19 protein-coding genes and 1 pseudogene are annotated in these 22,107 nt (G+C 34.0%); 9 read left to right on the top strand and 11 right to left on the bottom strand.

Going from position 1 to position 22,107, the window contains the following annotated elements:
* Positions 1–212 precede the first annotated feature (212 nt).
* From P618_RS08990 to P618_RS08125, 4 genes are all read right to left on the bottom strand, one after another.
* Positions 213–386: a transposase gene (locus P618_RS08990; RefSeq protein WP_084024539.1), complete on the bottom strand. Its 174-nt coding sequence runs from the start codon at positions 384–386 to the stop codon at positions 213–215.
* Positions 387–1,170: 784 nt separating this feature from the next.
* Positions 1,171–1,416: a hypothetical protein gene (locus P618_RS00630; RefSeq protein WP_021827996.1), complete on the bottom strand. Its 246-nt coding sequence runs from the start codon at positions 1,414–1,416 to the stop codon at positions 1,171–1,173.
* The gene (locus tag P618_RS00635; RefSeq protein WP_021827995.1) at positions 1,417–2,106 is read right to left on the bottom strand and encodes a Bax inhibitor-1/YccA family protein; all 690 of its coding nucleotides are present in this window, start codon (positions 2,104–2,106) and stop codon (positions 1,417–1,419) included.
* A gap of 977 nt (positions 2,107–3,083) precedes the next feature.
* Positions 3,084–3,401, bottom strand: a complete 318-nt coding sequence (locus tag P618_RS08125; RefSeq protein WP_024160987.1) for a hypothetical protein — start codon at positions 3,399–3,401, stop codon at positions 3,084–3,086.
* A 138-nt stretch (positions 3,402–3,539) separates the two neighbouring features.
* Here P618_RS08125 and P618_RS08995 point away from each other — a divergent pair.
* Positions 3,540–3,671: pseudogene (locus P618_RS08995) on the top strand (IS630 family transposase); the annotation flags it as partial.
* 771 nt (positions 3,672–4,442) lie between these two features.
* Here P618_RS08995 and P618_RS00645 read toward each other — a convergent pair.
* The 4 genes from P618_RS00645 to P618_RS07605 form a co-directional block, all read right to left on the bottom strand.
* The gene (locus tag P618_RS00645) at positions 4,443–4,997 is read right to left on the bottom strand and encodes a lysophospholipid acyltransferase family protein (RefSeq protein WP_239638247.1); all 555 of its coding nucleotides are present in this window, start codon (positions 4,995–4,997) and stop codon (positions 4,443–4,445) included.
* A gap of 110 nt (positions 4,998–5,107) precedes the next feature.
* A complete protein-coding gene (locus P618_RS00650; protein WP_021827990.1) occupies positions 5,108–6,364 on the bottom strand; it encodes an HlyC/CorC family transporter in 1,257 nt (418 codons plus the stop codon).
* Between the two features lie 31 nt (positions 6,365–6,395).
* On the bottom strand, positions 6,396–7,013 hold the full coding sequence (locus P618_RS00655; RefSeq protein WP_021827989.1) for a shikimate kinase: 618 nt from the start codon (positions 7,011–7,013) through the stop codon (positions 6,396–6,398).
* Between the two features lie 144 nt (positions 7,014–7,157).
* A complete protein-coding gene (locus tag P618_RS07605; protein WP_021827988.1) occupies positions 7,158–7,298 on the bottom strand; it encodes a hypothetical protein in 141 nt (46 codons plus the stop codon).
* 779 nt (positions 7,299–8,077) lie between these two features.
* Between P618_RS07605 and P618_RS00660 the strand changes: the two genes are divergently transcribed.
* Together P618_RS00660 and P618_RS09000 are read left to right on the top strand one after the other, a co-directional pair.
* The gene (locus tag P618_RS00660; RefSeq protein ID WP_156918930.1) at positions 8,078–9,247 is read left to right on the top strand and encodes a hypothetical protein; all 1,170 of its coding nucleotides are present in this window, start codon (positions 8,078–8,080) and stop codon (positions 9,245–9,247) included.
* Positions 9,248–9,403: 156 nt separating this feature from the next.
* Positions 9,404–9,526: an IS630 transposase-related protein gene (locus tag P618_RS09000; RefSeq protein WP_084024541.1), complete on the top strand. Its 123-nt coding sequence runs from the start codon at positions 9,404–9,406 to the stop codon at positions 9,524–9,526.
* Positions 9,527–10,570: 1,044 nt separating this feature from the next.
* Here P618_RS09000 and P618_RS00665 read toward each other — a convergent pair.
* Together P618_RS00665 and P618_RS00670 are read right to left on the bottom strand one after the other, a co-directional pair.
* The gene (locus tag P618_RS00665; RefSeq protein ID WP_021827985.1) at positions 10,571–11,383 is read right to left on the bottom strand and encodes an outer membrane protein assembly factor BamD; all 813 of its coding nucleotides are present in this window, start codon (positions 11,381–11,383) and stop codon (positions 10,571–10,573) included.
* The gene (locus tag P618_RS00670) at positions 11,383–11,667 is read right to left on the bottom strand and encodes a hypothetical protein (RefSeq protein WP_021827984.1); all 285 of its coding nucleotides are present in this window, start codon (positions 11,665–11,667) and stop codon (positions 11,383–11,385) included. Before P618_RS00670 ends, P618_RS00665 begins: the two co-directional genes overlap by 1 nt.
* Before the next feature lie 1,069 nt (positions 11,668–12,736).
* Between P618_RS00670 and P618_RS00675 the strand changes: the two genes are divergently transcribed.
* On the top strand, positions 12,737–13,726 hold the full coding sequence (locus P618_RS00675; RefSeq protein WP_021827983.1) for a ParB/RepB/Spo0J family partition protein: 990 nt from the start codon (positions 12,737–12,739) through the stop codon (positions 13,724–13,726).
* A gap of 11 nt (positions 13,727–13,737) precedes the next feature.
* A complete protein-coding gene (locus tag P618_RS00680) occupies positions 13,738–14,355 on the top strand; it encodes a Maf family protein (protein ID WP_021827982.1) in 618 nt (205 codons plus the stop codon).
* A 770-nt stretch (positions 14,356–15,125) separates the two neighbouring features.
* Here the strand turns inward: P618_RS00680 and P618_RS00685 are convergent.
* Complete coding sequence (locus P618_RS00685; RefSeq protein WP_021827980.1) at positions 15,126–16,793, bottom strand: hypothetical protein; 1,668 nt, start codon at positions 16,791–16,793, stop codon at positions 15,126–15,128.
* A 129-nt stretch (positions 16,794–16,922) separates the two neighbouring features.
* On the opposite strand from P618_RS00685, the gene P618_RS00690 reads away from it, so the two are divergent.
* The 4 genes from P618_RS00690 (at position 16,923) to P618_RS00705 (ending at position 21,023) form a co-directional block, all read left to right on the top strand.
* Positions 16,923–18,329: a PD40 domain-containing protein gene (locus tag P618_RS00690; protein ID WP_021827979.1), complete on the top strand. Its 1,407-nt coding sequence runs from the start codon at positions 16,923–16,925 to the stop codon at positions 18,327–18,329.
* An 11-nt stretch (positions 18,330–18,340) separates the two neighbouring features.
* Positions 18,341–20,005 (top strand): M24 family metallopeptidase, encoded by a 1,665-nt coding sequence (locus P618_RS05870; protein WP_021827978.1) that lies wholly within the window; start codon positions 18,341–18,343, stop codon positions 20,003–20,005.
* 225 nt (positions 20,006–20,230) lie between these two features.
* Positions 20,231–20,692 (top strand): hypothetical protein, encoded by a 462-nt coding sequence (locus P618_RS00700; RefSeq protein ID WP_156918931.1) that lies wholly within the window; start codon positions 20,231–20,233, stop codon positions 20,690–20,692.
* Between the two features lie 94 nt (positions 20,693–20,786).
* Positions 20,787–21,023, top strand: a complete 237-nt coding sequence (locus tag P618_RS00705; protein WP_040458095.1) for a hypothetical protein — start codon at positions 20,787–20,789, stop codon at positions 21,021–21,023.
* Positions 21,024–22,107: the final 1,084 nt, after the last annotated feature.

Below are 22,107 nucleotides of genomic sequence, written 5' to 3' on the forward strand. Positions count from 1 at the left end.
TTATCAAATAGTCGCTATACATATCAAGAAGATCCAGTTTCATTTTTTGTCCTTAAAAACTTACGGACGAAAAATATGATTATTTCAAGCAGAAATCAACTATTGCTGCGTAACATCAGTTAGTAATTTTAACGCAGTGAGCGAGTATTTTTTGTCTGATTTTAGCTAAGAGATTCCAAAGGTCTTTTGTTTTTATAGAAAAAGCAGTCGAATTATGATAAAGTAAAAAAAGCATTAATGGACTGATATAAGCCCTGGAAGCACTCAATTTTCTGCCTAATCCATCGCTTCATATTTTTCCAAAATTTCTCGATTGGATTTAAATCAGGTGAATAAGGTGATAAAAAAATAATTCTACAACCGGCAGATTCAAGTAATTCTCTGATTCTTTGAGATTTATGAAATGAAGCACATTATCCATGATCACAACTTGTCCGGGATTTAATTCTTTTATCAAAAACTAGCTCTCCCTCAACTTCGAATTAAAAAATATCGGAGCAATCGCTTTATTATTTACTAAATTTGCTACAATATGAGTTCTTTCTTAACTTTCTTAATATTTACTGCTTTTTTTTACCAACAAGTTTTTCACTTTTTTTTTCTCATCCTCTATTTTTGCAAATGGTTAGCTTTATCTCGATTTCATTAATGTATACAAATTATTTCTAGAAATAAATTCCAAGATCATATAGACAAGAACCTTTGCCTTTGATTAACTAAGTTTCAGGATTTATTTCTATTTGTAAACTTTAACTTAGATTGCTATAATACAATTTAAATCCAATCAAAAAGTTTTAGAAAATCATACCCAATATGCGTGAAAGAACCGGTTTTTTAAACGTTCAAAGAAATTTAAAATGTAATAATATTGTTTCTTGAACTCGTATATCGGGCATCGGCAGAATTAAGACAATCCGAGCTCCTAGGAACCTGGCATTTATTTTGAAGTTGCTTAGGTATACAAAACATATGTTAAAAAAATAATCTTGATACAGTTTATACAGATATAAAAGAACCTAATGGAGCTGCTTCAATCTTTTGTCTACCTCAGCAGGAGAAAATGTATATATACTCTGAATCCAATTTTTTAATTTTAGAAATTTTATTCAACTTTTTTGGTCTTAAATTATATAAAGTTTACGCAATTTTTTCGCAAACACAGTCCTTAAATCAACATTTGGATCGACAATGAAGGAGTTCTGCATCGGATATAAAGGACCGAATTTCTTCATCTGTCCATTCTAAAAGAGGCTTGACATGATGTTTCTTAAGTTTTTTTGCATCTAAAATCTTAATTAACAATTCACGAGTTTTTAAAGCCACAGCTAGCTCTTTATTCGCCATGGCTTGATGAAAAATTGTATTCAAATCCTGAATTACATTTTCTAATTCAAGAATTTTTTCTGAATACTTCATTTAGTCTCGATCTCCTAAACGTAACATATACAAGAAAATATTCAAAACGTCTAAATACAAACTTAAAGCGCCCAAAATTGAAGCGCGCTCACGAATAGAGGAATCTAGAGGTAACCGAAAATACAAATCTTTCAAAGCCTGAGTATCATAAGCTGAAAGTCCCGTAAAAATAATGACTCCAAGAACAGAAATAACAAAATCAGTAAAACTGCTTCCCATAAAAATATTAACAAGGGAAGCGATGATCAATCCCCAAACCCCCATCATTAAAAATGATCCCATTTTAGTTAAATCTTTTTTTGTGAGGTAACCAAAAGCGCTTGCTCCTCCAAACATAAAGGAACTAATAAAAAAAGCTCGACTGATGGCATGCACAGAAAATAGACTAAGTAAGCTGGAAAGACTCACTCCAACAAGTCCTGCAAAAACCCAAAACAACACTTGAGCTCTTTGCACACTAGCTTGTCCCACACGACTCCCCATTGCCCAAACCAATCCTATGGTTGCAAACGAAGCAACCCAAGAAATACTATGAAAAAAATGACGAATACTCGGTGGCGCAACATTTATAGCAAATCCTACAGCTCCTGTTAGGCCAAGTCCAAGAGCCATATAACTGTAAATTCCCATCAAAAATTTCTGTAACCCTGTATCAACAGTGCTACGCGAAGATGTTTTTAAAAAATGCATAATTTAAATCTCCACATGTATTTAATTCCACTGAAATAGTATAACATTTTTTTTTCTCACAAGCAAAATATCTCTAGGCATTGAAAGATAGCTTGGGATGTTGATTGTAAAAAAAATCAGCAAATCTTTGAGCAAACTGTTGTCATTTTTTACTCTATGTTGTAAATAGGGAAAATTAAATCTAAAGCTAAATCTTTTGTGTCTATTTCATATAGGTGTCAAATCTTATCTTGAATTATTTAATCGTAAAAATAATATTTTCATTAATTTTTATGGAGCTTTTGGATGCCTTGAGGTATTTTTGTTTTGAATATTTTCTATATTGAGCTTACTTTTCCAGCTTTCTAGGGTTTTCTTTTTTGAATCGGCTTCTTCAAGAATACAAACTTTTTTGTAAACTGTCTCTTTCTTGATCCCCACAAGACTTCAAAACCTTTCCTGTTTAGTTCCAAATTCTTATGGTATAACCTATAAGGAACTAAAGGGGGCTGATTTATGGGAAGTATACTTCATGAAAATGCCAAGACGACGCTTCGAGTCCGAAAAAAAATATAAAACTCTATAGAGAGCGCCGCTAAAAATAGCAAAGCGTCTGGCCCTTCAGTTTTGAAGTGAAAGAAAGCCGGTTGTGTTCAAGATAAACGCTCTGGCCCTGAGCAGCCAAAGCGTTTTATCTGAAACAGAAGCAAGAGATTGTGTGTGAATTCAGGCGCGTTTTTAAGCTTCCGCTTAATGATGTTTATAGTGCTTTGAAGGAGAAGATTTCTAATTTCATGGGCTCTAATCTGCATTGATGCCTCAAAAGACTAAATAATCTTACCCAAAAAAGAAGTTTTGACTCCTGAAAAAAAGAAATTTATCCCTTTGAATTTGTTCGTATTGACAGTACAGAAAGTCCATGCGACCTTTTTATGGCCATTGATCGAGCCACAAAGTACGTTTATGTCGAGCTCCATTCAAAGATATCGGTTAACGAGTCAAGTGCATTTTTGAAAAATATGATTGCCCATTGTTCTTGTAAAATAACGAAAATTCTCACAGACAATGAGGCGCAATTTACCTATGAACAGCTTGTGCAACACCTGAGACCAAAAAACAAAACGCACCCCTTTGATGTGATGTGTAAGGAGCATAACATTGAACACAGGCTCACCAACTTCAAGCATCCTTAGACCAAAGGTCAGGTCGAAGTCATCAACAAAATTCTCAAACACTACACAACACAGGTTTATTTTTACAAAGACTTTGATGAGCTGAAGTTTCATATGATGATTTTTGTGCTTTACTATAATCATCAAAGAAAGCTGAAATCATTGAAATATCAGCCCCCCTTTGATATTATCATATGAAAATTTGAACGTAACACGTCAAATTTTAATCATAATCAAAATTACATGTTGTGGAGACTAAACAGCTAATCTTTTTTACCGCCATACTTACCCGATTTGAATCCAGTAGAGAAAATTTGGGCTCATATGAAAAGATGGGTTACGAACCAAATTAACCAGTTTGATAAACTTTATGAGGCTATTGCCGCATTCTTTAAAATTCTATTTTCATACTAAATTACTGTATATGGACGCGTTGATATTATCTACCTTCTTAGATAGAATATATTATATTTTGCATTGCAATTTAACTGTTTTAGTTATGAGTGCATAAAATGTTGAAACTTATGTAAATATGTGGCTTTTGTTCGCGATATGCAAAGAACGTATAGATATGAATTGAACGGAAGAAGGTATGAAAAGCGCGGTTGGGGCGTACAAGACAGAACAATTTGAACATAGGTTGAGGGTAAAGTTGACGGTGTTGAATTATAGACTCTTGCGTTAACATAAAAATTTTTACAGCTTGAGTTGAAAATTTTCTATTATTCAATATCTGGACATTTGTTTATCATGGGGGAAAATGATGCTTTTCACAAAGCCAAAGATATGAAAAATATCATAACAAAACCTTTTATGATTTACTTTCCTTCTGACCTTAACCTCATTGAAAAAAAGGGCTCAAGCTACGCTCATTAGTAGATCTATTCACTGCTCCATAGGTCAATCATTTACTTTTTTTAACATGACGTTGTGTAACAGATTAGTTATCTTTCTTCACCAGGAGACGTTCGGTGAATGAAAACCAAGTTTTTGAAATTCGATTTCTCATACATTTTTATGTTTTTCCAAAAAGTGAGCGCGTATGAATCTTTTTTTTGTCGTTGCTCAGTTGTTAATTCTTGACACATCCCATAAGCATGTCTGTATTTGCTCCTCAAGTAAAAATCTATTCCTTTTACGAAATTTAAAAGGTTGGCAGAACTTAGCGAAATAAAATTTCAAATTTTATGAGAGCATAGCGTAAATAGATTTGTAAAATATAGATTGAGTATCTGCATGAGCCAACGTGATAGGAGATCCCCATATCCATTCAATTCGACCAAAAGGCAAGGGAAGTTTCATCTGATCCCAGGTTTTTTTCAAAATATACTCTGTGGTAGAGTTCCATCTTAACGTTAATACGGGGCATCCGGAAAGACGTGCTAAGGCATATACTCCATCTTTCAAAACTCCTTTCGGTCCCCGAGGACCGTCTGGTGTAATTCCGACACTAATTCCTTCGGACAGAGTGTCCAACATTTTTTTTAAAACAAACACTCCCCTTTCATGAGAAGAGGATCCTTCAATGCATTCAATCCCAAATCTTTGGACCGTTTTTGCAACTAATCTTCCATCTCCGTGAGATGAAATCAGCATACGAAATTTCGTTCCCTTTTTCCACGCGAAAGGCGCCATCATCATTTCTCTGTGCCAAAATACAATTATTGCTGCTTTGTGCCCTTGCAAAAAATCTTCTACTTTTTCTCGCCCCGTAACCACATGTCGACTCGTTTGATACACCAAACGTAAATATTTTGCACATAGAAAACTGATTCCCTGCTGCACAACCTTTTTTTTTAAAAATGAATGCAATTTCTATATAGTTCCTATAAATTTATATTAAAATTTACTTAAGTATTTTCTTCAAAACGTAGAGGGGTTACTTCAATCAAAGTCACTTGATGATGATGGACTCGAAGGATTTTCATTTCAAACTGCTTAATACGCACAACAGTTCCTACTTCTGGAATGGTTCGGCATGTATGCAAAATAAGACCTGCAAGCGTTGAAACCGAAGGTTCATCAAAATTCCATTCATATTGTCTGCGCAAATCTCTCAACGTTACACACCCTCTGATTAAATAGGTTTCTTGAGGAGTTGTTCGTACACCTGGAAAATCTACATCATATTCGTCACGAATTTCTCCAACAATTTCTTCTAAAATATCTTCTAAAGTTACCATTCCCAACAAAGATCCATATTCATCCACTACAAACGCTTGATGAGAGTGTTTTTCCTTAAACAACTGCATTTGATAAAATAATGTACTGGTCTCAGGAATAAACCATGGAGCCTTCATCATAGAATAAATATCAGAATTTTCTTTTAATTTATCCTTTTTTTGTAAATGTCGTATCAGAGTTTTTAAATGGATAACACCTACAATATTGTCTGGTGAGTCCTTCCATAAAGGAACCCTCGTATACGGAGCAGTTAGTAAATATTCGCATAATTGCTCAAAGGGAAGATCTACGTTAAAAGAGACAATATTTTTTCGATGCACCATAATTTCAGACACAGTAACACGTGATAAATCTAAAATACTTCCAAGCATTGCCCGTTCATGAGAAATAACCCCTGATCCCGCGTGAAGATCAATGGCCCCCCTTAAATCTTCTAACGTATTTGCTGCTTCTTTTTTACTACTTAATCCCAATAACGCTAGTGAGTAATGTGCTATGCGATCCATCAATAAGGTAATTGGAAACAAAAAACGCTTTAAAAATTGTAATAAGGGAACTAAGAATAAAGCCGCACGCTCTGGGCATTGATACACATAAATTTTTGGTAAAATCTCAACATACAACGCTGTAAGTGCTGATACTACTATTGGCGCAATGACTAATCCTAAAGGTCCCAAGTACTGACGAAATAACTCTGTAGCAATTGATGCCATGCCGTTCAATAAACAAATATTTGTAAACAAAAGGCAACCAATTAAAACAGACATCTGCTTTCTGAGCTCTAACAAAACTGAGGCAGCAGGATTTTTTTTTGCCATCTGATTTAAACGAAAAGGAGAAGAGGCAATAACAGCTGTCTCGCTAGCAGATAAAAAAGCAGCAAATACCGCAAAAACTACGATAAGGAAAAGAAAAAAAATCATCAGCATATGTTTAATTTGTTGATGCTAAAATCTACATAATATGAAAATGCGACTTCAGAGCATCTAAGATTTTTGAAAGCGTATCTTCATATCCTCCTTGATCGCTAGGAACCCACACATCTGCAAGCCTGTAAAATTTGTCTCTTTCTTCGTACATTTTTTCCAATGATTTTTCCAAAGCTAAATTTTTTTCTTCCTCTCCTTTTGCGGACTCATCATCTAATTTTAACCCATCTATTTTTAAAGGAAGTCCAAGTTGAGGCCTTACTTTCCTAGACAAGCGAGCGGCCAAATGAGAAAGGCTTGCGTACATATACACAGTGCAGGTCTTTTCTAGTAAGAGTATTCTAGTTTGATCTTCTAAAAATGCACCTTCACCGGTGGCTAACACATGAGAAGACTCTTCTCCCAAAATTCGCTGAATTACAGCAAGCTCTGTGCTTCTAAATACCTCTTCTCCAAATTGTTCATAAATAGTCGAAACAGAAAGACCTCCAGCAGCTTTTTCTACCATATTATCTGAATCAAAAAACGGTATACCAAAAAAATCCGCCAATAATTTCCCTAAAGTTGTCTTTCCTACTCCTGGCATCCCCACCAGTGCAATGGGTTTATCTGGATAAAACTCTCTATATGTATTTCGAATCATAATTTTACACCTTCACTCTCACTTAGATCCCTATGCACTCATAAACCTATACTACACTATAAAAAAGATTAGAGTGCACTAAATAGCAAAAAATAAAAGAGAAAAAATATTGTAACTTTTTCTCTTTTTATGAAGTGAAGCAATCTACTTTTTTTCTTGTTCTTGATCTTGCTCTTTCTCTTTTTCTTTTGCTTCTACATCTTCACTTTTCTCTGTAGATTCAGGAGTGCTAGTAGCACTAACAACACTTGCCATAAGAGATGCTAACAAAATAAACGCTTTCATAACGATATCCTTCTAAAGTTTCTACATATGAATCATAGACATATTTCTTAAATGATTGCAAGAGGGGAGATAAAAAAGATCAATACGTTTTTAAATCGAATCAAATTTTTTTTATATCTATAAAATATTTTAAGCAATAAAAAAATTATAAAAAACGTTAATTATAAAATGAAAATCAATACGTTTTAGTATTTTTATTTCGAAACGAATTGTGTGATATGAATTTACAAAATAGATAATAACTAGAGAAAATTTCCGATAAAATTAAATTTTAGAGAACACATTTTCATTGATTTGTATCTAACGTGCATCTATCCTTTAGGTGTACAGAGTTTGAAAAGATGCCTGTAAAAAAAAATTTGATTATGGATTGACGGACATTCGTACTTAAATTAGAATTTCTTTGGGGTAATAAGTTAACCTTTTCCTGTTTTGTATCCGACTAACACACTTTGTCTTTAATTTGATTTTTAGTTCTCTCTTCATTGCCGATTTGAGACATTTTTTTAATTTCATTTACTTAAGTATCGATTTGTCAAGATTAATTTATTTTTAGTAAACCCTATCTCATAAAGCCCAACTGATGAGATTGTTTAATTTTTTTAATACCGCTTGTTTTTTACAAAACAATAAAAATAAACATTAAAAAACCACGAAAAGAAAATGTTTTAACTTTGTTTTATTTTATTTATTATACAATCCACTATGAAACAGATCAACATTTTAATTAAACTATGAGAGAAAAAAACATATTGTATTTTTTGTTAATGATAACAATCTTGTCTCCTTCTTTTTTACGGGCTTCTGAGACTATAGAGTACACGGAGGAAAGCGATTCTTCTGAAGAAAAAGAACCGAAAGAACCGAACGAAACAAAATCTGATCTTAATCAAAATGCGAAAAATTTAATACGTCAGTTATTTTTATCACAATTCCGTAAGGTGGTAGACGGAGATTTGGCGAGAAAATCATTAAAAAAGTCTGTGCACTCATATATAGAAGCAATACAAAAACAAGCACTAAAAAAGATTAGACGATCTATAAAAGGGAGCAAATCTGTAAGTTCGTCGCCTAGAGCTAGTGAAGAGAGATTTTTCGGGGAAAGGACTTTCCCTAAAGAAAATTTGGCATCATTGCAACCTGAAGAAACTCCAGTAAAATTGGTTTCAAACGTAGTAGAGTCACAAGGTCCCTTAAAAATAGATCAAGAAACTCAAACGCCATTAAATCAAGAAACGCAAACTCAACCAGACCCGCAGCAAGTTCCGACATTAAGTCAAGATGGTGAATCTTCAAGTGCATCAGAGCAGAAGGAAATCGTCGCGCAAACTCAAGGAAACGTTGATTCCCAAAATGGAGCTGATCAGGGCGCTTTTCTCCCTCCAGTAAGTCAGATACCTGATCAAAGTAAAGATATAGAAGCGTCACCAACGGTAGTGGAAAGTGAATATATTTCGAAACACTTGGCTGACCATTTGAATAGGGAGATAGAAGAAGTCCTAAAAAATGATCCTAGTATAAAATTTTCAAAAGATTATCAAACAATGTTAGAAGATCACTTGAAGGGCAATTATTTCTCGAATACCCCCAACGTTAAGGGTGCCAGAAAGATTCGTAATTTAATAAAATCTTTTCCTTCCCTTTTAAAAATTACCACACGTGCTCAACGGAAAAAATTAGGCCAAACTAAGGACCAAAAAGACTTACTATCTGTAGAACACAGGCAACTCCTATCTGAGTTACTAGAAGTGATAAAGGAGAAAGATTCATCGAACAAAAATGTTGCACAAACTCCCGATCAGGCCAATACTCCTGGAGTCTCCCCTCTCTTTGCTCCGGTAATAAATCTGACAACATCAGTATTGACCAATCAGAAAAATGGTATCATAGATAAGGCCGTTGACGAGGCAAGAAAAAATCGTAATAATAAAACGTCCACACCCCATTAATCCATATCAAAAAACTGGAATCATATCAACGACCAGGACTGCCCCTTTTTGGGGCATAAAGGCGTAGATATTTACGTGTAAGTATGTGCGCAAATATAGTAAAAATAGTTGAATTATAATGCGATATATGGTATATTTTGTCTAAAAAGGCGGATAATGTCAACGCTCCCATACAGTATAAATTTAAGAGAAAAGGTCATAAATTTTATCAAAGCAGGTAACAGTAAAAAAAAAGAATCGAGAGTTTTTGGAATAAATAAAATGACAATCAACAGATAGCATTTACGTTATAAAAGCCAAAAACATTTCCGCCCAAAGATACATTTGGGCGCAAATTCACCTATAGAAAAAATCTTTTATTCAATACTAATCATCCAGATGCTAGATCAGAAGAGTATTGCTCGTGAATTTGGCATGAGTGCCAGTGATGCACGTTAGTTTTAGTTATAAAAAAAGCCTTCACCTATGTGGAGGCAAGTAAAGAAAAACGAAATGCATACCAAGAATCGATAAAATTATATATCAGCTGAAAGTCTTGTATACATTGATGAAAGCGGGATAGAGCTAGCCATTTGCAAAGATAGAGTAAGGGCAAAACAAATAAAACACTTGTTGATAAAAGAGAGGTAAATATTACGAAAAAACTAATATTGTATCGGTTTTAGTAAATAATAAAGCGATTACTCCGATGATTTTTAACGGTTTTTGTAACACACAATTATTCGAAGCTTGGGTAGCGCAGTTTTTAATAAAAAGAATCAAAACCTGGACAAATTGTGATCATGGATAATGCTTCATTTCATAAATCTCAAAGAGCCAGAGAATTCATTGAATCTTCCGATTATAGGGGAGGGCACCTTATTCACCTGATTTAAATCCAATCGAGAAATTTTGTGCAGATATGAAGCAATGGATTAGGCGGCAAATTGAGTTTTTCCAGAAATTATATCAATCAATGAGTGCTTTTTTGCTTTATTACAATTCAACTACTTTTGCTGCACATCATGAAAAGACGGTTAAGCTTAGGCCCGACGTAAAAAAAGCTTAAACTTTTCAAAAAATTTAAGAAATGATCTGTGGAGATCGATTGTTTCATTTTCGTTTCCTTATCTAGATCAATTTTTCAAGCAGATGTCAAAAAAATATGTTTACACTGCGTACTCTTTTAGCTGATTTGAGGGATGCTGTGTCAATATTCCGTGCAGATAAGTAACAAAATCTTTGAAAAATACTCTTAATTACTTATGTTTGATTCATAAAAATGCTTATCAATTTTTTATTCAAAAAGCATACTTTATGTGACTAAAAAACACACAAAAAGGATTAATTTTTTAACATGAGCAACTCTTGAGCCATGGATGTCCACGCATCTTTAGGAAAATTGTATTTTAAAAGCGTAAAAGTTTTGTAAGTAAGACCAGGAAATCCTAATACAATGTGACACTCTATTAAACGGTACAGAGCTTCTGGCACTAGAACGCTCCTTGAATAGTTTTTAATGAAAAGAGATAAACGTTGAAAAGCTGCCACGAACTCTTTTCTCTTCATATAATCGCGAATAATAAGCATTTCATGGCAAGCTAAATGTTCTTGTATGAAATCTACTTTTAGTTCTGCATCTCGCGCATAGTCACTGTAAGGAAAGCGCTCACAAATTTCTTGAAATCCCTGAAGCGCTAAAAGTGCATTTTCATTATCGCGTTCAGGAGAAAGCATATCAGTGTAATAGCAGAGCGCTCGCAAATAGTGTGCATATTGTGCGCTGGAAGATGAAGGATGTAACGCTAAAAACGTTTCTAATGTAGCGATCGATTTGGGAAATTCTTGAGCTTTAAACGAACAGTATGCAGACATAAGTTGCGAATGAGGCGCCCAAGATGAGTAAGGGTATTGGCGCTCAACTTCGTCAAAATTTTCAGAAGCCTCTTTAAAATCTTCTTTTTTTAGCGTTTCCATAGCCTTTTTGTACAACATATTCAAAGGCTTTTGCTGATAAATACGCTCAGAATCTCTGCAACCTACAAAAAAAAATAAAACGAACAAAAGATACGTAAATGTTTTACATTTTTTTTGAAATGTTTGAAACGTTTTCATTTTTTTTTCTATCTTTAATATCTTTAATGCAATTATATTCATCACCTACCGTAAGTTACAAGATAATAATTTTTCGGAATCATCCCCAGTACTTGCCATCCCATCTGCTCTAACAAGTCTGAATCAATCTCTCGATCAAACAACAAAATTTTTTGCTCTAAAATTTTTTTTCTTTTTTCCAAATTTTTAACTTTTTCTCGTTTCTGAATAAGAAGTGTACGCTTTTCTTTCCATACAAAGCAACCGCGTCTTCCGTACACGCTATAAAAAGAAAAATATAGACTGATCCCTAAAAAAAATATACTCAGCCCCCAATGCGCTTGCATGAAAAAATTTAAATACGCTTCTTCACTTCTCTTTCCATTACATCAGAAGTTTTAAAAATTTTCAAGCTTTTGAAAAACATATTGTGTAGATAATTTCTATAATAACGGAAAACTTTAAGCTTTAAATTTTGTTAATTTTTTTATCGTGTGACGTATTGAAATTAAATGATACTAGACCAGGAAATAATACTTAAAGAAAAGAAAATGAAAAATCATGACTTATGTGCAAAAATTATAAATTTCTGCATAATTTTGTATCCTTGCAAAATAGATTTTAGCTGCTATAGTAATTTCGGTTGAATTAGACATGCTATTTTGTGAGTGTGAACGGCAAATGATAAAAAATTTCCGCAACGATTTTAAGACAATGCAGCATAGGAGTTCGATTCAGAAAATGGATAGCGAGTACATCAAAGCTTTTCCTAAGAAGCGTAATGCATCAATAAGAAGGAGTGTTTGATAAAACCTAGACAATCATATCAAAAAAAATAAGCTGCTGAAAATGTTTGAAGTCACACTAAGGGAGTGGTTAAAAGGATTAGGTTTATAGCTAAAAGACGTTTCTTAAGTTCAAACAAATCAAAATAAGTGGTATTACGATCAAAAAATTGGTCAAAAACATAGAGGTTTGTATTTAGCAAACTTCTTGGGAAACTGTTGTCACATTCGCTTTATGTTGTGCATCTATTTTTTAATTCTCCGTAAGTTTTTGAAATTTTTATCTCACTTTTTGATCCGTTCGTATTCCATAAAAATCTTCCGAATTTTTTTATTTATAACTTAACTTTTATTTAAAGTCTAGTTTCCAAGAGATCTATTGAAGACTCTCGAAAAAAGAACTTTTTTAAAATAAACAGCGACTTTCGCAGCCGGTCTCTATAAGTAATGAATTAAACAAAACGTCGAACATCCTAATCAATGATTTATTTTCTTTATTCTTTTAAATACGCCACTTCAACTGTACTGAATCTATTTTATTAAAACCAACACCTTTGCTCGCGCGTAGACAATAAAAAATTTAAGTGTTATACATATAAAGGAAGAATTTTGTTCTCTTTTTGAAATTATAATGAAAAAATCACAACATCGACAAGCTTTAGGCCGTGGATTAAGCGCTTTATTAGGAGAGCAAGGAGGTGGAGGAGAAAATAACTTAACTGCATTTTTGCAAGAAGAGCATGTTGAGTCTGAAAAAGAGTGTCTTGTTTCTGTCTTACAAGAAGACCAAACATTAACATGGCTTGATCCAAAAGTGTTGCAAAAAAATCCAAAACAACCCAGAATCGTTTTCGACGAAGTATCCCTAGATGAGTTGGGGCATTCGATACGTTCTAAAGGAATTTTGCAACCACTTTTAGTGCGCAGATGTGGAGAAAATCAATACGAAATTATTGCAGGAGAAAGAAGGTGGCGTGCAGCTCAATTAGCGGGGATTGAAAAAATTCCTTGTCGTGTACTAGAAGCTCGTGATGAAGAAATGATGGAAATCGCACTTCTGGAAAACATACAAAGAGATGACTTAAACCCCATAGAAGAAGCAAGAGGATATCAAAATTTAATGGATTTATTTCAGTATACTCAAGAAAAATTAGCGCATCGTATTGGAAAAAGTAGAAGTCATATTGCAAATATGTTGCGTGTTTTGCATCTTCCAGAATCTGTACAAAATTTAATATTAGATAAGCATCTTTCTTTGGGGCATGCTAAAGTTATTTTGAGTAGTAAAAATCCAAGTGAGTTAGCACAAAAAGTTGTTGAAAACAGTTGGACAGTAAGGCAGACAGAGCAAGCGATAAAGCAAGAGCAAGCTTTAGAAAAATCTAATCGTTTTTTCGAAAAGGCACTAGAAAACTCAACTCAGCCTCTTTGTGAGCACTTACGACATCTGGAAAAAAATGATCTCGTATTGTTAGAAACTCGTTTGCAATCTTGGATTAGAAAAAGTCACGTAAAAATTCATCATAAAGGAGCTTTTTTAGAAGTTCAGCTAAAATTTGAAAATTTAGAGGATATGGAACGTTTCGTGAATGTTGTCGAAAAAAAATTTGAAGAAAATTAAGGAAAAAAGTTATGATTTGGAATTTCGCTACAGAATGTCAAAAAAAAGTTGGAATTATTCGTGAATTAGACCTTAAAAATATATTGGGCAATGTATGTATTTTAGAAAAAATGACGGTTCCTTTCACTTTAAGCTCTACTGCGTTACGTGAAGTCACAACGTATCTTCAACAACGTATCACGTTTCAGCTTTATGAAGCTCAAAAGCAAAGGCCTAAAGAATCATTTTGGGCAGTTTATACGGTAATTTTTAAAAAACGATCTTTTTTAGAAGGTGGAAGCCTCCACTCTGTTTGTGCTGACACGATTCGTTTATGGTCTGGGGAAAGTCACAGAGTGTTGACTATGATGGGAAAAAGTCAAAGCGGATCTTTAACAAAATTTCGTTTGTCTATAACAAAAGTAAAATTTAGTCACATTCCAAATGAGAAAATTTCATTTCTTGCAGATAGTTTGGTTCAAGAGTCACTCAGCGGAGGGTATCGTTCGTTTGGCATGTTAGGGCATTATATTCGACATGTTGCAGGCCCCACAGGTGGATGCGAAGGTCTGCCTTTGTTGCCCTTAATGAACTTTTTGCAAAAACATTCAAATACGGAAAGCGCAGTAGCAAAAGAGAAAATTAACTAAAAAAATATTAAAAACGGTTCTATAAAGCATAAGACACTTCTTTGATAATCTTAAAAGTAATAAAAGAAGATCTTCAGTGACAGGTGAGGCTTACCTATACTTCAGCTAAAAATCTTTTGTTTTTCCTTGCAATCGAGTAAAGTGGTGTCGCGTATCTTCATTCGTTTACTCTAAATAATAGACCTTTTTGGAAATGGTCGTCATATCAACCCTATGTTGCAAATATAGTAATTTAGGTTGTATTAGGATTTTTTAAGAAATAGCAAGCAAATAGGATCATGAAACTTGATAAATCGCCTTCAATCCATCGTTTTAATCGGGTTCAAAGCTCGTTGAATCAGAAGATAGGAAAACTTCTGTATTTTACGGATTCTATTCATTTTTTTGTCTTTTTTGATTTATGAAAAAAGGCGTGATCCGTAGCAACATCTTGACCTGGTTTTAATTTTTTTATTAGCAATCCTGATATTCAAGTTTCGAATAATAACGTGTTACAAGATCTATTCAAAACCATACAGAGGCGTTATCGGACAATTTTTTTATAGGGCTGAAAAAGATAGCTCTTTGGAAAAGTAGATAAATTTACTTGATTGTACGCGTTTTATTCTATTTCTTAGGTGTTTTGTTGCGTGAAGAAATTTAATCTACCTTTTGGTATTTTTTTCTAAATAAGAAAAAAATGTTGATGCAACAATCATTTTTTCTTATCATTTCATCTATTCTTTAGTGTAATTTTACGCAAAATAATCACTCAAGTCAACGCATAGAGTTTACTTTGATTTTTTACTAAATAAAGATTTTCCCCAATTAAATCCTTCGGCAAGGATCTTTGTTAAAGTTTTTGGCCCATCACGTAACGTTTCATTCACAAATATCTCTGTGCTTAATTTTTTAGATTGAACCTGTGTAGCTGCAGAAAAAATAGATAGACAAGCTTGCATCCAAGAGGAACATACTGAAAGTGATTGGTAACCTTTTTCAGAAAAACGTTTTTCACCTAAAGCTAATAAGCTTTTAAATGCATCAAGTAATGCAGTCTGCATAGAGATAATACTTTTTTCAAATTGTTTCATCAAATCATTACTATTAAATAATGTTTCATACAATGCCTTTGATTTTTCAATCCACCCTTTTTTTTGATTAACGCCTTCAAAAATTTTCGGTAAGGATTGTGCAAACGTTTTTATAGCTTGTTCAAGAGGTGCGAACGTAGCCTGATACTGAGTGTTATCTAGGTAATATTGACCATTGATGTAGTAAATCAGATATACACCAATCATCGTATTCATCAAAGCTTTAAAGCATTTTTCAAACACATATCCATCCACAATTGCTTTATATGCATCTGGTTCTTTTAAAAAATCTTTAAACACTGTTTGCTTAGTAAATAACCCTCTACCTATATCTGAAATAATATTTACAAAAGTATTTTGAGACATTTGAAAAGCATACAAGAACGTTTTTGCAAGCGTATCTAATGATCCCAACGAACCCGTAAGACTTTTGATAGAATTTGCCGGATTTGAAACTCTAGATACATAAGAAGCTGCGTTAGAAGCAACAGCACCTATCACTCCAAGAGCGCCTCCAGTTGCACCGGCTTTCACAATATTTGCTCCCGTACTCATAAATGTATCTAGGTCATTAACTGTACGCTGAGCTACTGCCACGTACATCTTAAAAAGATCAATAACGCTACTTGCCACTTTATTTCCTCCTCTTAAATATCGGTAGGAAACGTTTTTATAAATATTTTTTGTTCCTTCAGGAACCCAATTTCTGAGATCTGGAAAATCTTTAAAGAATTTTCCAGAAAAATTTTTTATTTTAGTACTCATCTCTTTTATGTCTTGATAAGATGGAATTTTTTGAGGTCCTACCTTAGAAACAAAACTTTTAACCTGACTCAACTGGTTATAAAAATTTTGTGGTAAATTTTTTACTTTATCCATGATTTTAGAAGCATCTTTAGAAGATGATGTGTCTTGAATACTTGCACTGGGTGTAATATTTTCATTTTCCTGAGTTGCGTGATCGGATTGATGCGCTTCACTTTTCGTTTGAGCGTCTTTCTTAGAAAACAAGTCAAAAAGTTTTTGAGTAATTTGGTTCGAAGCTTTTTGCCCTGTATGCGCAAATTCTTTTACCTTATTCTTGAGGTACGCACGATATCCAGGACTAGATTCCGTTGAATTCTCTCCTTTTAAGGATAAATTGTTACCGATATTTTGTGCACTTTCTTCCTCTTGACTATTTTTTGTATCTTCTTTCTCTTCATCAGGTAAGTTCTCTCCTTCAATATTTGGGGTCTCTATGCCCTGTTCTGTATTTTTATCAGATGAAAGATTAGGATCGGTTTCACCATGAACTCCCAAAACATTATAGCTACATAAGAGCAAACAAATCAAAATTATTTTATTTTTGTTTATTATTTTCATTATTTTATTTTTCAAACTTTACAAGTAAATGGTAGAAAAAAAATATTTTTTTATCGCTAAATTCGTGTTATTTTTAGTATAAAAAATGGATGAAAAGTTTGCATCACAACAAAAAAAATGTTAAGTATAATGGTGTGTTTAAAGATCAAAAGAATGTTAGTGAAATCTTTTTCTGTTTTAAGTTCAAAAATAATTTTTTTATTTAGTATATTGTCTGTTGTTTGTCCTATGAAAGCACAGAGCACATTAAATCTTAGTGTTCGAAAAGGGGTTAGTATTGTCATTCCTGTATGCATTTCCGGATTAAGTGATGCATCTGTCGTACAAAAAATTGTAGAGGATGATTTAAAGTTTTCGGGTTTTTTTCGAATTTTACCCATCGTTGGAGAAGGAAGCGCGTCAGGAAGTGAAGAATATGTAGATACGACAAGTCTACAAAGTTGGGCTCATATCCCCGGTTCAGTGTTTGTTCAAGCGCAAGTTAAAGAAGAAGATGGTCAGAATATATGTCGGTTAAGTTTTTTTAATACACTCACTAAGCGATGTCTTGGAAAACGTGTGGTACGTCATAAAGGGGATAATATTAGATTATTTGCGCATCGCGTTGCTAATGCGATTTACAAACAATTTACTGGAGAGTCTGGATATTTTCATTCCGTTATCGCTTATACTTACGAAAAATATAATTCAAGAGATCCCAGAAAAAGCAAACAGTGCATTGCGTTAGTGAGTATTGACGGAAAAGAGTGTAATTTTTTAACTTCTCCCAACAAAACCGATGCGCTTTTACCCCATTGTGCAAGAACTCGCCCTATCGTAACCTACCTAATCGATAGAGGATATGGTCAGCACAAACAGATAGGTGTGATGAATTTTGTTGAAAAAACGGAATTTCGTCTTCCTTATTTACGTAATTTTAATTCTACGCGTATTTCTGCTGATGGAAATGAGGTTGTTTTTTCGTGCTCAGGAGAAGATGGAGCTTCGTTGTTCGGTTACAATTTGAATTCCGGTAAAATGTACTCATTGACCCCTGGAAATAACGCTTATATTGATGTTTCTCCTAGTTATTCCCCAGATGGAAAAAAAATGGTATTTGTTTCAGATCGTGTGGGAGGAATTCCGAGATTATTTATAAGTAGTGTTCACTCTGGATCTGCGCCAGTATGCATTAGTCAAGGTGGAGGAAAATATTTTGCACCCGCTTGGTCGCCTTGTGGTAAGTGGATTGCATTTGTCAAAAAAATTAGTGGACGACACTATCTGTGTGTTTGTGACTGTAACGGAGGGCAAGAAAGAGCTATAGCTCAATCTCTTGTTATTGACCGTCCATCTTGGGGACCAAATGGTCGTTGTTTAGCGTATGCTGCAAAAAGTGGAGATAGTTCTCCTTATGTACTATACATTGTGCATGCTTTCGGAAATCCTTCAGGAGGCGTTACCGTAAGAAAAGTTCCGACAATCATTAATGGTGAGGCTCACAGCGCTAATCATCCTTCTTGGTACCCGTTAAGTCTTGAGGGACATAAAGAATAGTTTTCAAAATTATGTTGTCTGCTCTACGCAAAAAGATTCGTGAGTTAGGGGCTGATAGTGCCCTTGTATTTCATAACGATCAGTTTCTTGAAACTCAGCGTACGTCTGATCACATAATTTTTCAAATCGTTGGGTTTACAGGATCTTACGCAACGCTTTGGGTTGGTCTTGAAGACCTGTGTATGTTCACAGACGATCGGTATATGGTACAGGGTATAAAAGAATGTAACAATCGAGCTTCTGTGCACAGCTTGTGTAGCTTACATCACTATGTTCAAAAAAATAGTAAAGTTTTACTCATTGATCCTTGGCAGGTGTCTAAAAAACACTCTGCTAATTTTTCTATGGAGTTTAGTGCCTGTAAAATTCTCTTTAAGCCATTTTTATCGTTTACCTATGCTAAAGAGCAAATCGTGATGAATCTCCCTTTTTTTGGAAGATCTGAGTGTGTTTGGAAAGAAAATTTTAAAAATCCGATTTTGATTTGTAATACTCAAGATTTGTCGTTTTTATCTCGTGTCGCAACAAAAAACTCTTTTCTTCCCACACTACAAGCCTATGCTGTGGGGATTTGGGAAGAAGCTTATAGCAAAATTTTTTGGTATGTCGGAACAGATTCTTTGATAAAAGAACAAGATGTGTTGCCTGCTTCTATCACGATTTTACCACTCTGTCTTTGGAAAGATGCAATTCAGAAAAAATTTAGTAAAATTTATTATATTCCAGAACATACTCCTTTGGGACTTCTAGAATGGTTTCCAAAGGCACGCCCGATATCTTCTTGGAGCGTTCCAAAAAAACGCTGTATTAAAACAAATGAAGAGTTAGAAGCCATGCGACAGGTGCACGTAACAGAAGGTATTGCGTTTACACGATTTTTGTATTGGATAGAAATAAATGCTGTGAACGAATATTGCAAAGAATATGATGCTGTTTTAAAGCTAGAAGCGTTTCGTAAACAATTTTCGTGCTATCAGGGACCGAGTTTTCCCACAATTTCAGCATCAGGAGCATCAGGAGCAATGATTCATTATGTTCCCAAGCCTTACGACCAAATGCATATTCAAGATGGTCCCTATCTAATTGATGCAGGAGGACAATATTACTGGGGAACAACGGATATGACGCGTTCACTATGGCTGGGAAATAAGATACCAGACCCAGTATATCAAGAAGATTTCACACAGGTTTTAAAAGGTCACATCGATGTTGCTATGAGTCAATTTCCAGTGGGAACTTTGGGCTCTGCATTAGATGTGATTGCGCGAAGATCTTTGTGGCAAGGGCATAAAGATTATGGACATTCAACGGGACATGGCGTTGGTATATTTTCTAACGTTCATGAAGGTCCTGTTCAATTGAGTTCAAAAACAACAGTACCATTAGAGCCTGGCATGGTATGTTCTAATGAACCAGGATATTACAGAAACGGATTATGGGGAATTCGATTAGAAAATCTTTTTTATGTAAAAGAAAATCATTGTGGATGGTTATGTTTAGATATCTTAAGTCTTGCACCTTTTCAACGATGCCTAATTCAGCCTAAAATTTTAGGAAAGAAACGAGTGCTTTGGATAAATCATTATCATCAGCATGTGTTGAGTACTCTTGGTCCGTATCTTTCGAAAGATGAGTATTCTTGGTTAAAAACTCAAACTGATCCTATTAATATATAATTTTTGTATTTTAAATTTGAAAATATTATTTCAATATCTTTTTATTATTTATTTTAATTCTTATATTCGATTTGATTTTATTAACTTATAACCAAATCTAATCAATTAGTTTAGTCATTTATTTAGATTATTCTGACAAAATGTAGAAAGAAAAAATATAAGGAACAAGATATGACGCAAAAAACTCTTCCCATTTTAGGCACTGTGTGTGCTCTTTCTCTTGTAATGCTAGGATTTGTTGCGGGATGTAAGAAAAAAGAAGAAAAAGAAGAACTTTCATCTGAAAAAGACAAAGGGGAAACTACAAAAGAACCAAGTCCTAGTGAAGAAAAAAAAGATATCAGCATGTCTAGTATGCAAGAAAAAAGCGAAGAAATAGAACACGAATCTAAAGATAGCAAAAATGAAGAAAAATCAGATGAGAAGATAGAAAAATCAGACGATCAGGTAGAAAAATCAGACGATAGAATCGAAAAATTAGATGATAAAGCAGAAAAATCAGATGATAAAGCAGAAAAATTAGATGATAAGACAGAAAAATCAGACGAAAAAAAACAAAAAGCAGATTCAAATAAAGGGGACGGAAAAAGAGCGGCTTTAGTTGAAAAGACTTTAAAAAATATGGCAGTTGCTTTATCAGACTCAGATCAAACAAAAGCAATTGAAGATGATGTGCTTTTAGCTTAGCTACGATTTAGGATATCTACTGAAGAGGATGAAGTCTATGAGACATAAATTATTTCAAAAAATAAGGTGGACAGTTGAATGGTTTGTTTTATGTATGTCGGTTCCCTGTTTTGCAACGTTACCGGATATTACACTTCCTCCTCTTGCTTCATCTCCTGCCCCTGCTTTTGAGGTCGGAAAAAGTCCTTCTATTGAGGCATCTGAAAATCCTGAAAAAAAAACAAAACTTGTTGATCCTCCTATGCCGAAAAATCTTATCGAAAAGTATTACGCGACGGCTTTTGCAGATTATTTTGGACCATCACCTTGGGTGTTTTCTAGTACTCCTTAGCGTATACTTTATGAGAGTAAGCAAAAAATTATTATCGTGCTGTTATGCTGCTTGGATCTAGATAAAAGTTTAGGGATCGTATAGTAATTAAGATTTTGTACCGTGTACGTGAGCATTAAAAAGAATGAAAGGGATAATATTGATCAGTTTATACGTTAGCGCTTTGACTTTACGTTACCTCTAAAATGTACTGTTGATGTTATTTTTTTCGTATCCACTGATCACAATTTTTTTAAAAAATCTGAGAATTTTGACGTTTAGATAGTTTTATGTCAACATACGACTATAGTGTCGTATTAAGGTCATCAGCAACGCATTGCAAGAACTGTACTTCCGAAAACTGCATAAGGAACGGTATAGTACGCAAGGTTCAGAGCTATAAGTGTAAGAAATGAGGTTATACCTTTGTTGAAGGTGATAAGAGAAGGCAAAAGGGAAACGGCTATCAAAAAAAGCCTTATGCGTCAATTTATACTCTTTAGCTAAGGCATCTTGTAACATGATGGGTGAATATTCTTGGACATTCTCCTTCTATTACTATATAGGTGGGGTGTGGCAGAGATGAAAAAAATACAAAAATTTGAGGTTTTAGGTCACATTCAAACAGTGGAATTTGATGAAATGCGGCATTTTTTTTAAAAAAAAGTCAAAAACTCTGGATTATCAAAGCCGTTGATCGTAGCACACGGAGAACTTTACAGGGAATCGTGATGCTGCAACATTCACACAACTTTATGAAAAAGTCAAACATCTGAAAATTGCACATTTTATACTGATGACTGGGATGCTTTCTCTAAAGTTCTACAAAAAAACCGCCATAGTATTGAAAAATCAGGAACTGTATAGAGCAAGATAATAGTAATACAAGACATCATCTAAGACGCATGACGAGACCTACTAAAGTTTCCAAGAAGGGAATCCCCTATGGTATACGGATCAATCAAGCTTTTGTGTGCGCTTACGACACCAGAAATCTTTAATCACTGATGTTACGCAGCACCTTTCAAAATTTGAAGTTCATTGAACATTAAAACATTGGCTTTTAACAATAGTTTTTGTTTTATTGCAAAATGATTCAATGAGG

Origin of the sequence: Holospora obtusa F1 (assembly GCF_000469665.2) — a bacterium.
GTDB lineage: Bacteria > Pseudomonadota > Alphaproteobacteria > Holosporales > Holosporaceae > Holospora > Holospora obtusa.